Origin of the sequence: Pseudomonas sp. WC1 (assembly GCF_050586565.1) — a bacterium.
GTDB lineage: Bacteria > Pseudomonadota > Gammaproteobacteria > Pseudomonadales > Pseudomonadaceae > Aquipseudomonas.
The window spans coordinates 13,957-28,352 of record NZ_JBOBDQ010000069.1 but is presented as its reverse complement, the minus strand read 5'-3'; the positions used below and the strand labels follow the sequence as shown (position 1 = coordinate 28,352).

Genomic DNA, 14,396 nt, shown 5'->3' with positions numbered 1-14,396 from the left:
AGACAGCCGGCTTGTCTTCCAGCTCCATCCAGTCCGCCAGCACGCGATAGGCCTCTTCCAGGCCCAGGCGCTTGGGCGCCGAAAACAGCTGGATGGTCGCGGTGTCGCCCCAGCCCTTGCGAATCTCCGACTGCACCTTGAGCAAGGTGTTCTTGCCCGCGCCGTGGGTCAGCTTGTCGGCCTTGGTCAGCAGGATGTGCATCGGCATGCCGCTGGCCTTGGCCCAGTCGAGCATCATCTTGTCGAAGTCGGTCATCGGATGGCGGGTGTCCATCATCAGGATGATCCCGCGCAGGCACTCGCGGCTGCCCAGGTAGGCTTCCAGGTGTTTCTGCCAGTGCTGCTTGAGCGGAATCGGCACTTTTGCATAACCGTAGCCCGGCAGGTCGACCAAACGCCGTTCATCGTCCAGACTGAAGAAATTCAGCAGCTGGGTGCGGCCGGGGGTCTTCGAGGTACGCGCCAGGCTGGCGTGGGTCAGGGTGTTGAGGGCGCTGGATTTACCGGCGTTGGAACGGCCGGCGAAAGCCACCTCGTAACCCTGGTCTTCGGGGCATTGTTCGACCTTGGCGGCGCTGAGGGCGAATTTGGCTTTCTGGCAGAGGCCGAGGATGGGGTTCTTGACTTGCATGGGATTTCCGATGTGGGTGTTGCCCAGCGCTGGAGGCGTAGGACCAGGCCTGGCAAGCGGTGTCGTTTCCGTTTGGCTGGCGGAAGTATATAATGCCCCAGTTTTTGTGTGCTCATTCGCCCAGCGAAGGCAATTGAGCATGGGGTGTCGAACAATAGCTCGCGCAACAGAACGCAGCGCGGCCCCCAACCCTGTCAGGTCGTTTCGCATGGCGAAATGGCTGCTTGCTGTCGGTATGTTCCTGCCGTTTTTCAGCGCACAGGCTACACAGGATCCCGAGGCGTTGTACAACCGCACGTGCGCGGCCTGTCACGCCGGACAACTGCCCCAGGCACCCAGAAGCGGTGACCGGGCGGCCTGGGAGCCAAGGCTGGCGCAAGGCATGGCGCAACTGGTGGTGCATGTTACACAGGGTTTCAAGGCTATGCCGCCGCGTGGATTGTGCATGGACTGCAGTGCCGAGGACTACCGTTTGGTCATCCTTTGGATGAGCGGCAGTCCCGATACATAACATTTCACCCTTAGCCGTGTTGGATTAGCTGATGAACAAACTAGTCGTGAGTCTGCTGTTGACCATGGGGGTCGCAGGTGCGGCAACTGCTGCGGGACCCATCAAAGGCGATGCCGCCGCCGGCCAGGCCAAGACAGCTGTCTGTGGGGCCTGTCACAACCCGGACGGCAACAGCCTGGCACCGAATTTCCCGAAGCTCGCCGGCCAAGGTGAGCCCTACCTGAACAAGCAGTTGCACGACATCAAGGACGGCAAGCGTACCGTGCTTGAGATGACCGGCATGCTGGCCAATTTCAACGAACAGGACCTGGCCGACATCGCCGCTTATTTCGCTAGCCAGAAAGGCAGCGTGGGTGCCGCCGATCCGAAGCTCGTCGAGCGTGGTCGTGCCTTGTTCAACGGCGGCAACCTGGAGAAAGGCATGCCGGCCTGCACCGGTTGCCATTCCCCCAACGGCGCAGGCATCGCCCTGGCGAAGTTCCCGCACCTCAGTGGCCAGCACGCGCAGTACGTCAGCAAGCAGCTGACCGACTTCCGCGAAGGCAACCGCACCAACGACGGCGACGCCATGACCATGCGCACCATCGCCGGCAAGCTCAGCAACAAGGACATCGAAGCGCTGTCCAGCTACATTCAGGGCCTGCACTGAAATACGCGTTAACACTCGGTTAATGCTTCAGCGCTAAAGATGAAAAGGGCAGCCCGCGCTGCCCTTTTTTCTGTCCGTAGCCGTTACACTACAGAACTCGAGCCCTTCCCGACCTGTCCTACCCAGGTCGCGTCGAGGCGACCAAAGACTGCTCAGGAGTAAAGCATGCGTAAACTGATTCTCAGCGCTGCGCTGGTCGCCGCCAGCGTATTCGGTATGGCCGCCGTCCAGGCTGCGGAGCCTGTGGCCGGCAAGGAATATATCGAGCTGAGCAACCCCGTGCCGGTGTCGGTGCCAGGCAAGATCGAGGTCGTCGAGCTGTTCTGGTATGGCTGTCCGCACTGCTACCACTTCGAACCGACCATCAACCCTTGGGTCGACAAGCTGCCCAAGGACGTCAATTTCAAGCGTGTGCCGGCCATGTTCGGTGGCCCCTGGGATGCCCACGGCCAGATGTTCCTCACCCTCGAAGCCATGGGTGTTGAGCACAATGTCCACAACGCGGTGTTCGACGCCATCCAGAACAAGCGCATGCGCCTGACCAAACCTGAGGAGATGGCCGACTTCCTGGCCACCCAGGGCGTGGACAAGGACAAGTTCCTCGCCACCTTCAACTCCTTCGCCATCAAGGGTCAGGTCAATCAGGCCAAAGAGCTGGCCAAGAAGTACGAAATCACTGGCGTACCGAGCCTGGTGGTCAACGGCAAGTACCGCTTCGACCTGGGTACCGCCGGTGGTCCGGAAGGCGTGCTGAACGTCGCCGACCAGCTGATCGCCAAGGAGCGCGCCGCTAAGTAAGCGGCGAATGCCATGGGCCGCTTTCGCTCAACCCGAAGCGTCGGCCTGCACCAGCCGCAGGTCAACGAACATCACCTGCAGGCCAGCGGCCTGCCGGCCGATGGTCGCCTGCGGCTGCTCAGTTTCAATATCCAGGTCGGTATCAGTACCGAGCGCTATCGCCACTACGTGACCCGCAGTTGGCAGCACTTGCTGCCGCACAACGGGCGAGCCGGCAACCTGCAGAAGATCGGCGACCTGCTCAACGACTTCGACCTGGTGGCCTTGCAGGAAGCCGATGGTGGCAGCCTGCGCTCCGGCTTCGTCAACCAGGTGGAGCACCTGGCCCAGCTGGGGGCCTTCCCCTACTGGTACCAGCAGCTCAATCGCAACCTGGGGCGTTTTGCCCAGCACAGCAACGGTGTGCTCAGCCGCCTCAAACCCCAGCACCTGGAAGACCATCCCCTGCCCGGCCCCTCTGGGCGAGGGGCGATCCTCGTGCGTTTCGGCGAAGGTGCCGACGCTTTGATCGTGGTGATGATGCACCTGGCGCTCGGCTCCAAGACGCGCGCCCGCCAGCTGGCCTATATCCGCGAGCTGATCGGTGGCTATCGCCACCAGATCCTCATGGGTGACATGAACACCCACGCCAACGACCTGCTTGACCATTCGCCCTTGCGGGATCTCGGGCTTGTCGCTCCTCAGGTCGAGGCCACTTTTCCCAGCTGGCGTCCCCAGCGCTGCCTTGACCACATCCTGCTCAGCCCGAGCCTGACACTGGAGCGTGTCGAGGTATTGGCACAGCCAATTTCCGATCACCTGCCCGTCGCCGTCGAGATCCGATTGCCTGATGCCCTGACTGTGGATACGCTGCCGGTCCTGAGTTAGTCCTGCCTGGGCGAATCCTGCACTCAAGTGTTGGGCTTTTCCGCCGAAATCCAGTGATTGCAGGACTAGATGCCACTACCCGTTGCGGATCCAGGCATGACCGAAGAAGCCGAGCGCTGGAAAGAAAAATACCTCAAGAGCATCGAGCAGCAGGAAAAGCTCGAGCGGCGCTGGGAAGCCCGCCTCGACCTGCTGCGTCGTGGCCTGGTGCGCAGCACCCTGGCGGCGGAAGGTAGCGACAAGATCGTGGACCAGTGCATGAAGGAAATGCGCGAGGTCATCCGCAGCGACAATATGGACGCCGGCCTCGCCGGGCTGATTCCGCGCCTGGAAAAAGCCGTGCTCGACTCCGAGCAGCGCCGCGAAACTCGCATGAACCAGGTTAGCGAGGCGCTGACCGCGCTGGTTACCCAGTTGCAGACCTTGCCCCTGCCGGGCGATGTGGCACGTCCGTTGAAAAAGCTGGCGAAGAAGCTCGACGGTGGCGTCAGCCAGTCCCGCGAGCTACCGCCCTTGCTGGGCGAGCTCAGTGGTTTGCAGGGGCGCGCCCTGGATGCTGTGCAAAAGCCCGATGATGAAGCTCGCCCCGGGTTCCTTCAGCGCCTGTTTGGTGGCCGTGACGAGCCCCAAGGGGAGTTGACGACCGCACCTGTTGCCATCGAGGCGACGTCGCCCGCACCCCAGCCAGCCGCTGCAGCCCCGGTCATCGTACCTGAGCCACAGCCCAGGGATGCCGACGAGCTGCACGCCCTGGCCCCTGTCCCTCAGGCCTTGCCCGAAGCGGCACAGGCAGTGGATGAAACGGTGCCCGTCGAGCTGCCTGAAGCGGAAATCGAATTACCCGGCCCGGCGCTGGTTGAAACCACGCCGTTGGTCGTTGCCGATCCGCATCCCGAAGCCGAGCCATCGGTGGCCGCGGTTGCCGAACCTGTACCCGAGCCTTTGACTGTCATCGAGTCGGAGCAAGCCGCAACGGATGAACCGGACACAGTGGCGGAGCTGGTCACCGTCGATGATGGCCCCTATGCCCTGCCCGATGCGGTCGAGCCGCCCTACAGCCAGGTTGCCGCCCATATCGAGCAGACGCTGATCGGCCTGCTCGACGACCTGAGCCTGCCCGAGCGCCACAAGGCCCAGGCCCTGGAGATGCGCGAACGGGTTTCGCGGGGGCTGAACTGGTACGAGCTGATCCCGGTACTGGATGACCTGGCCGTGCTCATGCTGGCGATCACCGACAGCGGCCAGCATGAGTTCGAGGCTTACCTGCAGCAGCTCAACGAGCGCCTGGAAACCTTCCAGAGCCACCTGCACGAAGCCAGCGCCGGCCATGCCGACAACAGCTCCGCCGCCCGAGAGCTCGACAGCCAGCTGCGCGAGCAGGTCGATGGCTTGCAGAGCAGTGTGCAGGGGGCTGCCGATGTCGACAGCCTCAAGCATATCCTGGAGAACCGCCTCGAAGGCCTGTTGGTGACCATGGATGCTCACCAGCACGAGCGTGACCGCCGTGAGCATGAGCTGGCTGGTCGCCTGCACGGATTGGCCGAACGTGTGGCGAGCATGGAGCAGGAGGCACTGGGTTACCGCGAGCACCTTGAAGAGCAGCGGCAGAAAGCGATGATCGATCCGCTGACCGGCCTGCCCAATCGTGCGGCCTGGTCGGAGCGAGTCGAACAGGAAGTACTCGACTGGCAAGAAAACGGCGGCCATCTGGCGATGGCCATCCTTGACCTCGATCATTTCAAGCGCATCAACGACGGCTACGGCCACCTGGCGGGCGACAAAGTGCTCAAGATCGTCGCCGACCAGCTGCGCAAACGCCTGCGTGGCGGTGACTTCATCGCCCGCTTCGGTGGTGAGGAATTCGTCCTGCTGTTGCCGCAAACCTCGCCGCCCGCCGCAGCGCAGGTGGTCGAGGCACTGCGTGCGGCGATCGAAGCCTGCCCATTCCACTTCAAGGGCGAACGAGTGGTGATCACTACGTCCATCGGCCTGAGTGCCTTCCGCGCCGGCGAGCGCGGCGACCAAGTGCTCAAGCGCGCGGACGAAGCCTTGTACCGGGCGAAGGACAAGGGGCGTAATCGCGTCGAGCAGGCATAAGTAACTACCGCTTGTGGGGCGTTGCCCTGAATGAAACTGCGTGACGGAAGGCTGGAACTTCAGCCAGAAACCTCCTATTCATTTCCGTCTTGCGAAGTACTGATCATGAAAATCTCTCGTTTGTTGATGGCGTCCTTGATGACGCTGGCGTTTCACAACCTGGCGTTTGCCGAGCAGGTACTGTTTACCGCACACATCAGTCACAAAGGCACGATTTTGAATCAGTCGCCCACATGGATCACTGAGGTCAAACGGGTCGTGCAGAAGGACTACATGACTGAATACACCCTGCTTCTTGACTCAAAAATCACCCAAAGCGATCCGGCGTTCTGCAGCATGTCGCCCATAGATGTCGGGACTTATGAGCGGCTTTTACACGGGCAGGGCAAAGTGATCGGCAAGCCTTCAGTGGAGATGGTGAGGGTCGCTACGCAGTTGGTGGACCTCAAGGGACCTTCCGGCGATAACTCGATGGCGTTTCAGTTGATGTGCGTTCGCTGAGGCGCAAGGCTTGGAGCACGTTATACTGTAGCGCTGTTGTCGGCTCATCATGGCGTGCTCCCTGCAATGAAAACACTCATCACTGCCTTGCTCCTGCTGGTCCTGGCAGGCTGTTCCAGTGGCCTGCGTATCGACCGCAGCCACCCCTCGGCCAATCAGGACAGCCGCATCCAGTTCGTCGTCGTGCACTACACCAACGCGTCGCTGGAGCGCTCCCTCGCCCTGCTGACCCACGGCGAGGTCAGCAGCCATTACCTTATCGGCGACGGCCCGGCCACTGTCTATCAACTGGTAGACGAGAACCGCCGCGCCTGGCACGCAGGGGATAGCCAGTGGCAGGGGCGCACCTGGCTCAATTCCAGCTCCATCGGCATCGAGATCGTCAACGAGGGCTACACGGACACGCCGACCGGGCGTGTCTGGCACCCTTACAGCGAAGCCCAGGTGCAAGCGCTGATCGCTCTGCTCAAGGATATCGTCAAGCGCAACAATATCGACCCGCGCCACATCATCGGCCATAGCGACATCGCCCCGCTGCGCAAGCTCGATCCGGGCCCGCTGTTCCCCTGGAAGCGTTTGGCCGAGGCCGGCCTGGGTGTCTGGCCGGATAGCGCTGCGGTGGCGCGGCAACAGGCCTTTTTCGAGGTCAACCCGCCAAGCATCAGCTGGTACCAGCAGCAACTGTCGCGCTTTGGCTATGCCATCGACCAGACCGGTGAACTGGACGTGGCCACCCGGCATGTGATCGCGGCCTTCCAGATGCGTTTCCGCCCGCGGCTGTTCGATGGCACGCCGGATGCACAGACCGCCGCGATGTTGCAGGTGCTTAACCGCAAGCGCTGACCCGAACTTTTCGGACGCTTGGCGCGCAAGCGGGCCAATTCACATGCCCAGCGGCTGCGCCAAGCTTTGATTCCGTTGCTATACCTTTGGTATTCAACTGGATGCCACGCATGCTTGCCCTCTTCGCTACGGTGCGTCAATTTTTCCACCGCCCCTGGCTTTTAGCCGCGCTCGCGGCGTTGGCCAGTGCCGGGCTGTTGCTGGCGATCAGCGTCAACGTTGCCTTGCAACAGATGAAACAAAGTGAAAGCGCGCAGATGAATGCCCAGGGCGAGCGTTTCCTCGAGCGCCTGGAGCAGGTGTTCGGCCAATTGCGCGAGGCTGTGGACCAGCTTCAGGCGCAGCCCCTGCGCGGCTGTGATGCGCTGATGCTGACGCAACTGCAACAGGTGGCGCTGAAGTCGCGGTTCATCTATGAAGCGTCCTATGTGGAGGGTACGCGGGCCTGCTCCAACCGCGGCGACGAGCGGATCATCGAGCCCTTGCGCAGCCCGGATATCCAAGGGCCGACCTACAGCTACTGGCTCAATACCACCACTGAACCCAACGAGAATCTCGCGGCCCTGATGCTGGGCCGTGGCCGCTTCGTCGTCTCCACCTCCCGTGGCCACCTCACCGACGTCGTCGACCTGCCGCCCGGTGGCAGCCTGCTGGTGGTGCTGGATCGGGGTACCCGGGCCATCCCCGTGCTGGGCCCGACGCAACCCTGGCCGCCGACCACCGAATGGCCACCTGCGCAGGGCAAATCCTTGATCGAGCTGCCCGACCGCCTGGTCTATCGCATGTCCACCAAATCACCGGACTACCAGTTGGTGCTGATCGCACCGCGGGCGAGCCTGCCACTGAAGCTCAATGGCCTGCTCTGGTTGCTGTTCCCCGGCAGCCTGGTGTTGGCCGGCTGTATCGGCTGGCTGGTGCTGCAACTGATCCTGCAACGCCGCTCGATGAGCTCGGAGCTGCAGCATGCGCTGCGCCGCGGCGAGCTGCAGGTGCTGTACCAGCCGATCTTCGAACTGGACAGCCGCCGCTGTGTCGGTGCCGAGGCCCTGGTTCGCTGGCGCCGCCCGGACGGCAGCCTGACCAGCCCCGAGCTGTTCATCCCCCTGGCAGAGAACACCGGCCAGATTCGACAGATCACCGACTTCGTCCTGCAACGGGTGCTCGAACAGCTGGGGCAGTTGCTGCGGGCCAACCGCCAGCTCTATATCTCGGTCAACTTGGCGGCCTGCGACGTCATGGCGCCGCGTATAGGCCGGGTGGCGGCGCGGTTGCTGGCGCACCATCGTGTAGCCCCCAGCCAGATCGCCTTCGAGGTGACCGAGCGGGGGCTGATCGATGTGGTGGTGGCGCGGGACAACCTGCAGGCCCTGCGCGCTGTCGGGCACCAGGTGCTGATCGATGACTTCGGCACTGGCTATTGCAGCCTCGCCTACCTGCAGACTCTGCCGGTGGACTGCCTGAAGATCGACAAGTCGTTCATTGATGCCTTGGGCCATGACGCCGCCAGCAGCGGCGTGGCGCCGCATATCATCCGCATGGCCCACGACCTGCACCTGCGGGTGATCGCCGAAGGCATCGAGTGCGAGGACCAGGCGGTGCTGCTCAACAGCGAGGGGGTCAACTACGGGCAAGGGTGGCTGTTCGCCCATCCCCTGAATGCCCGCCAGTTTGCCGAGTTGATTACCCGCGGACGGCGCGTGGCTGGGCGGAGGATCGATGATGAGCCTTGAGGTTGGCGCACCCTGAAGGGGGCCACGTCAAACCGGCAGTGCCATGTAGAACTGCGTCCCCTGCCCCGGCCGTGAGAACACGCCCATCCGCCCGCCATGCAGCTGGACGATCTCCTTGCACAGCGCCAGGCCCAACCCTGCCCCGCCCTTCTTGCGCCCGACCTGCACGAACGGCTCGAAGATCCGCCCCTGCTGACCATAGGCGATACCCTCGCCGTTATCCTCGACGCTGATGATCACCCGCTCGGCATGCCGCCGTGCATGCAGGCGGATACGCCCGCCGCTGCCGGTGTGGCGAATGGCGTTGTGCAGCAGGTTGTCGAGCACCCGGTCGAGCTGCGCGACATCGGCCTGAATGCGTGGCAGCGGTGGCTCCAGCTCGCGGATAATCTCGATCTGCTTGCCCGAGGCTTGTTCGACGAAACGCGCCTGGGCGCGCTCGAACAGTTCCTCCAATGAGCAGGGGGCCAGTTCGAGCTTTTGCAAGCCGCTCTGATAGCGGGAAAAGTTGAGCAGGTCGTTGATCAATTGGGTGAGGCGCTGCATTTCCTCGGCAATGGTTTCGAGGAGGTCGTTCTCCCGCGCGTCGGGCGGGAAGCTGACACGTTCGCGCAACAGCCCGAACGCCATGTGCATGCCCGTGACGGGAGTGCGCAGCTCGTGGGAAGCACGCAGTACGAACTCGCTGCGTACCCGTTCGAAGGCGCGTTGTTCGGTGACATCGTGCAACACCATCACCGCGCCGAGAATAGGTCCTTCGGGGTGGCTGACCGGCGTCAGGCTATAGGTCAGCAGCCTGGTCTCTTCATCCACCTCAAGGCTCAGGTCTTCCGGCAGTCGGTCCAGGCTGCCACCGCGCAGCACCTGGCGCAGCTGTTGTTCCAGTTCGGGGCGTTGCAGGGCTTCGGCCAGGCTTACGCCCAGGCGGCTCGGGTCCCAGCCCAGCTGGCGCTGGGCCACCGGGTTGAGGTGCTCCAGGCGCCCTTGGCGATCGATGATCAGCAGGCCGTCGTCGATGCTATCCAGTACCGCTTGCAGGCGCTGCTGGCCAGCCTGCAGCTCATCGACATTGGTGGCCTGGTGCTTGCGCAGGGCGTCGGCCATCAGGCCGAAGCGGCGGGTCAGCAGGTTGAGCTCGGTGGCCTGGGTCACCGGCAGGGTGACGTCGAAGTTGCCCTGGCCGACCTGGTCGGCGGCCTTGGCCAGCGCCTCGATCGGTTGGCCGAAGCGGCGGGCGATGTTGTGCGCGGTGATGAAGCCGAGCACCAGCACGGTGAGGCCCATCAACCCGAGCAGGCCACTGATGAGCAAGGCGTGATCGCGCGATGACTTCTCGGTTCGGGTGATGTGTTCAAGGGCTTGGCGATGTGAGTCCAGCAGATCGGCGCGCACCTGGTTGAAGGTGGCGCCAAGGGGCTGGTCCACCCCCATGCTGCGGGCGGGCGCGGGGCTCTGTCGATAGGCCTGGACGAACGCCTGGTAGTTGCTGGCGGCCTTGCTGAAGCCGGTGCGTTCGCCGCCCTGCTCCAGCCCCTGCTTGAGCAGGGCCTGGAACTGCTCCTGCAAGGTGACGAGGGTGCTTGGGGCGGTGTCCTCGTCGAGGATGAGATTCAGTTGTTCGCCAAGGTTCTGCCGCAGTTTCAGGCCCAGCTCGAGGGTCTCGGTGGTGTCCTGCACCACGCGCTGCTGCAGCGCTGCCATCTGCAGCACACTGAACAACCCCAGCAGCAAGCCCAGCAAGGCCACGGTGACCAGCGCCGAGATGCTCAGGAACAGCCGCGTGCGCAGCTTCATCGGCCATTTCATAGGTTGTACTGCTTGCGCTTGCGGTACAGCGTGGAGGCGTCGATGCCCAAGGTCTTGGCGGCCTGGTCGAGGGTGTCGCTGGTGGCCAGTACCGCGCCGATATGGGCGCGCTCCAGCTCGTCCAGGCTCAGCGCCGCACCGACCCGCGGCGCATTGCCGACGGGTTGTTCAGCCATGCCCAGGTGGCTGATCTCCACACGTTCCTGTGGGCAGATGATGCTGGCGCGCTCGATCACGTTGCGCAGTTCGCGGATGTTGCCCGGCCAGCGGTAGTTGAGCAGCGCGGAGCGCGCTTCGTCGCTGAAGCCACGGGCCGGGCGCGAGTACTCCTTGACGAAGCGCGCCAGGAAACGGTCGGCCAGGGTCAGGATGTCTTCACTGCGCTCGCGCAGGGGTGGCAGGTGCAAGGTGATCACGTTCAGCCGGTACAACAAGTCCTCGCGGAAACGGTTCTCGCGCACCATCTCGTCGAGGTTGAGGTTGGTGGCCGCGAGGATCCGTACATCTGCCCGTCGCGTGACCGGGTCACCGACCCGCTCGTACTCCTTGTCCTGGATGAAGCGCAGCAATTTTGGTTGCAAGGTGAGGGGAAAATCACCGATCTCATCAAGGAACAGGGTGCCGCCATCTGCCTGGCTGACCCGTCCCAGGGTACTTTCGCTGGCACCGGTGAAGGCGCCACGGGTGTGTCCGAACAGCTCGCTTTCCATCAGCTCGGCGTTCAACGACGGGCAGTTGATGGTCACGCAGGCCTTGCGTGCGCGCTTGCTCCAGCCATGTATGGCGCGGGCCAGTTCGCCCTTGCCGGTACCGGACTCACCGAGGATGAGAATGTTGGCATCGGTGGTCGCCACCTGGCGGGCCGTTTCCAGTACCGCCATCATCGCCGGGCTGTGAGAGTCCAGGCCGTCCTTGGGCTTGCGTACTTCCCCTTCGAGTGCCTCCAGTCGCGCCGACAGCTGGCGCACTTCCAGCTGCTTGGCCGTGGCCAGGCGCAATTGGTCGGGGCTGCAAGGCTTGACCAGGTAATCGGCGGCCCCGGCCTGGATCGCGTCCACTGCGGTATCGATGGCCGAGTGGGCGGTGACGATGACCACCCGCATCCACGGCGCCTGGATGCGCATTTGCGCCAATACGTCCAGGCCGTTGTCCTCGCCCAGGCGCAGGTCGAGGAAACACAGGTCGAACACCTGGCGCTGCAGCAGGGTCTCAGCCTGGGCGGCGCTGTTGGCGGTCGCCACGCTATAGCCCTCGTCCTCGAGGCAATAGCGGAAGGTACGCAGGATGGCGGACTCGTCGTCCACCAGCAGAATGCGGCCTTGGTTGTCCTGGGCTGATTCCATTTCCTGCGCTCCTTTGGGATTGATCTCAATTAGTGTCGGAAAAATCGGGCAAGTTGCATGGTCGATTCTGATTGATTCTGTCCCATGCATGCTAGCCGCATGCCTTCATGATGGCTAAGTAGCTGATAAATCTGAAGTTGATTGTGGGTAAATAGTTGGCATGTGGGTTGCGAGAGTCCTGGGTTGAGTGATGCGAAAGGAGGTTCTGTGATGTCCGTTAACCCTCGAATGGCCGTTCTGGCGGCTTGTGTGTTGTCGATCGTCGGCCAGGCCCAGGCCGACCCGGTGCAGGAAGCGCGACTTGAAGGTGCCCTGCAGACGGCCCTGTCCCTTAACACCATGCTCAATGCCTTCCCTATAAAGGTAGAAGTCGATGGCCGGCGGGCTCGGCTTTCGGGCGAAGTGGAAAACCCGGTGGAACGCATGCTGGCCGAACAGGTGGCCCTGGCCACGCGCGGGATCGAGCAGGTGGACAACCAGTTGCGGATCGACCCGGGGCTGGTGGACAAGCCCTTGGAACTGCGTGCCTACGCACAGCGCCTGGAGGACGCCACCCTCGGTGCGGTGGTGCGCGCACGGCTGCTGTGGAGCCGGATTACCGAAAAGGCCCCTATCGAGGTGGAAAGCCGTGAAGGCGTGGTGACCCTGCGCGGCAAGGTGGACAGCCCCGAGGCCAAGGAACTTGCCGGGGTTCTGGCGCGTACCACCGATGGGGTGCACCTAGTCAACAACCTGGTCAGCCTGGACAGCACGGCCCTGGCCAAGGCCAGGGAAAAACCTGTCGATGCCCCAACCGGTCCGCAGCCCAGCGACAGCTGGATCGTCGACAAGATCCAGGCCAGCTACCGCTTCAGCCGTAACCTGGACGGGCTGAACATCAAGGTAGCCAGTGAAGAGGGGTTGGTGAGGTTATCGGGCGAGGTGGTCAGCAGCGAGCAGAAGGCCATTGCCGTGGACGTCGCGAGGCAGATCGTCGGGGTGCGCGGGGTGGACGCCGATCTATTGAAGATCGCCACCAAGGTAGAGGGCTGATCGTGCAAATCGCACGAGCCCTTGCAGGGGCATCGTGCAGGATACGTCCTTCCCGGTTATGTGCGTATTCATTAACTATTTGATTTAAAAGGATTTTCTTAGAGTTTTATGGCTGGCATGCAGGCTGCACTGATCTTCCCAAGAACGGATAACAAGTACTGCAGGAGGAGCCGGCATGAATCGCCCCAACGTCAACCGCACGCAGAGCGCTGTAGTACCCCTGCAGCAGCTGCTGTTCCTCGGCATGGCCCTGCTGCTGACCTTGGCGGTCGGCCTGTTCCATCACAGCTGGCAGACCGCCCGGCTGGCCGAGCAAGTGGCGGCGCAAACTGCGCTGTTGACGCAGCTGCGGGCGACGCCCCACGCCAGCACCTTGGTCAAGGCCACCCAGCCACTGCCCAGCGCCGATACTGCCCCTGCCGTTCTCGACCGCGTCGAGCCTCAGGAACGTTGGGTGTTCTGATACTTCTGACCGATTTCGTACAAGAAAAGGAGAAACATCATGCTGAGTTGGGCTATCACCTTCCTGATCATCGCCATTATTGCCGCAGTCCTGGGCTTTGGTGGTATCGCCGGTGCTGCGACTGGTATCGCGAAGATCCTGTTCATCGTCTTCCTGGTGCTGTTCGTAGCCTCCTTCTTCTTCGGCCGCGGTAGAGGTTGACGACCATGAGCAGGATGCTCCCGAAAGCCTTGGCCGTCGCACTGCTGCTAGGCAGTGGTGCGTCGGCGCTGGCCGCTAATGACGGCCAGGTCCGGGTCAACCAGTTGCTTGGCTCGGACCCCGAATACCAGAAGACCTGGCAGAACACGATAAAGAAAGAAGAGCGCTTGCCCGAATGGGTGATCAACCTCAGCGGCAGCTCGGCGCAGCAGATGTCGGCGGTGACCGAGGACGGCGACCAGTATCTGGTTGGTCCGCTCTGCGAATCCGAGGGCAATTGCACCTACAAGCGCCTGGTCGTTGCCTTCAGCTGGGACAAGGACGAAGCCTACGGCATGCTTGTGGAAGTGCCAGAGGGCTTGCCAGCGGACAAGTCGCCGACCCGCCATGCGGACTACCGCTGGTTGGGCAAGCCGGACGAAGGCATGAAAGCTTTGCTGCAGGAGCAGCTCAAGCGTGACCCGAACTGGTACTGACCAGCGGTCGCGCACTGTAACGCTATAGAAGCTGAACCTTTTTATCTTTCAGGCTTCTATGATGCGCCGCCCCGAGGAGGGACGGCGCATGACCAGGGGGCCGGGCCGTTCTGACTGTTGCAGGGTCGGAGTAGCCTAGGGGTACAGGGAGTGCCTCCATCATGGGCCGGGTCAGGAGAGGGTGGCATCGGAAGTTGCAGGTCGATCGGGTCGGCATAGCAGGACGTGACCGATCTGGCTTCCGAAGCGCCTGTAGGAATTTATCTATCCATACGAGCGACTTTTTAGTTCAGACACATTTTGTCGCTACCGTATATCGAAATTTTTTTAGTTGTCCGACAGGTCAGCCTGTGTGGCATTTCAGCCATTCGGATTGTCGAACACGCCATCAAACCCCCATCTTCCATACCTGCAAATCTGCCGAAAAATGGCGCATTGGCCTTGTTCG

15 protein-coding genes are annotated in these 14,396 nt (G+C 62.5%); 12 read left to right on the top strand and 3 right to left on the bottom strand.

Going from position 1 to position 14,396, the window contains the following annotated elements; translation table 11 throughout:
* Positions 1–631, bottom strand: a 631-nt coding sequence (gene yihA / locus ACQ4OD_RS23615) for a ribosome biogenesis GTP-binding protein YihA/YsxC (RefSeq protein ID WP_023629403.1), incomplete at its 3' end; no start/stop codon positions are given.
* 208 nt (positions 632–839) lie between these two features.
* On the opposite strand from yihA, the gene ACQ4OD_RS23610 reads away from it, so the two are divergent.
* The 8 genes from ACQ4OD_RS23610 (at position 840) to ACQ4OD_RS23575 (ending at position 8,627) form a co-directional block, all read left to right on the top strand.
* Positions 840–1,142 (top strand): c-type cytochrome, encoded by a 303-nt coding sequence (locus tag ACQ4OD_RS23610; protein ID WP_031314666.1) that lies wholly within the window; start codon positions 840–842, stop codon positions 1,140–1,142.
* Positions 1,143–1,173: 31 nt separating this feature from the next.
* Complete coding sequence (locus ACQ4OD_RS23605) at positions 1,174–1,791, top strand: c-type cytochrome (RefSeq protein ID WP_102683016.1); 618 nt, start codon at positions 1,174–1,176, stop codon at positions 1,789–1,791.
* Between the two features lie 165 nt (positions 1,792–1,956).
* On the top strand, positions 1,957–2,589 hold the full coding sequence (gene dsbA / locus ACQ4OD_RS23600; RefSeq protein WP_102683017.1) for a thiol:disulfide interchange protein DsbA: 633 nt from the start codon (positions 1,957–1,959) through the stop codon (positions 2,587–2,589).
* Between the two features lie 12 nt (positions 2,590–2,601).
* Positions 2,602–3,456 carry an endonuclease/exonuclease/phosphatase family protein gene (locus ACQ4OD_RS23595; RefSeq protein ID WP_046853623.1) on the top strand — a complete coding sequence of 285 codons (855 nt, stop codon included), beginning with the start codon at positions 2,602–2,604 and terminating at the stop codon, positions 3,454–3,456.
* Positions 3,457–3,552: 96 nt separating this feature from the next.
* A complete protein-coding gene (locus ACQ4OD_RS23590; RefSeq protein WP_430945021.1) occupies positions 3,553–5,553 on the top strand; it encodes a diguanylate cyclase in 2,001 nt (666 codons plus the stop codon).
* A 30-nt stretch (positions 5,554–5,583) separates the two neighbouring features.
* Positions 5,584–6,054 (top strand): hypothetical protein, encoded by a 471-nt coding sequence (locus ACQ4OD_RS23585; protein WP_139674599.1) that lies wholly within the window; start codon positions 5,584–5,586, stop codon positions 6,052–6,054.
* A gap of 66 nt (positions 6,055–6,120) precedes the next feature.
* Positions 6,121–6,897: an N-acetylmuramoyl-L-alanine amidase gene (locus ACQ4OD_RS23580; protein ID WP_198755725.1), complete on the top strand. Its 777-nt coding sequence runs from the start codon at positions 6,121–6,123 to the stop codon at positions 6,895–6,897.
* Between the two features lie 110 nt (positions 6,898–7,007).
* Positions 7,008–8,627 (top strand): EAL domain-containing protein, encoded by a 1,620-nt coding sequence (locus ACQ4OD_RS23575; RefSeq protein ID WP_102683021.1) that lies wholly within the window; start codon positions 7,008–7,010, stop codon positions 8,625–8,627.
* A gap of 27 nt (positions 8,628–8,654) precedes the next feature.
* On the opposite strand, the gene ACQ4OD_RS23570 is transcribed toward ACQ4OD_RS23575, so the two are convergent.
* Positions 8,655–10,433: a KinB sensor domain-containing domain gene (locus tag ACQ4OD_RS23570; RefSeq protein WP_102683022.1), complete on the bottom strand. Its 1,779-nt coding sequence runs from the start codon at positions 10,431–10,433 to the stop codon at positions 8,655–8,657.
* A complete protein-coding gene (gene algB, locus ACQ4OD_RS23565) occupies positions 10,430–11,776 on the bottom strand; it encodes a sigma-54-dependent response regulator transcription factor AlgB (RefSeq protein WP_430945020.1) in 1,347 nt (448 codons plus the stop codon). Before algB ends, ACQ4OD_RS23570 begins: the two co-directional genes overlap by 4 nt.
* Positions 11,777–11,986: 210 nt before the next feature.
* Between algB and ACQ4OD_RS23560 the strand changes: the two genes are divergently transcribed.
* The 4 genes from ACQ4OD_RS23560 (at position 11,987) to ACQ4OD_RS23545 (ending at position 13,948) form a co-directional block, all read left to right on the top strand.
* A complete protein-coding gene (locus ACQ4OD_RS23560) occupies positions 11,987–12,808 on the top strand; it encodes a BON domain-containing protein (RefSeq protein WP_430945019.1) in 822 nt (273 codons plus the stop codon).
* A gap of 175 nt (positions 12,809–12,983) precedes the next feature.
* Positions 12,984–13,271 (top strand): hypothetical protein, encoded by a 288-nt coding sequence (locus ACQ4OD_RS23555; RefSeq protein WP_102683024.1) that lies wholly within the window; start codon positions 12,984–12,986, stop codon positions 13,269–13,271.
* Positions 13,272–13,310: 39 nt separating this feature from the next.
* Positions 13,311–13,472: a DUF1328 domain-containing protein gene (locus ACQ4OD_RS23550; RefSeq protein WP_008092060.1), complete on the top strand. Its 162-nt coding sequence runs from the start codon at positions 13,311–13,313 to the stop codon at positions 13,470–13,472.
* Between the two features lie 5 nt (positions 13,473–13,477).
* Complete coding sequence (locus ACQ4OD_RS23545; protein WP_102683025.1) at positions 13,478–13,948, top strand: inhibitor of vertebrate lysozyme family protein; 471 nt, start codon at positions 13,478–13,480, stop codon at positions 13,946–13,948.
* Positions 13,949–14,396 lie beyond the last annotated feature (448 nt).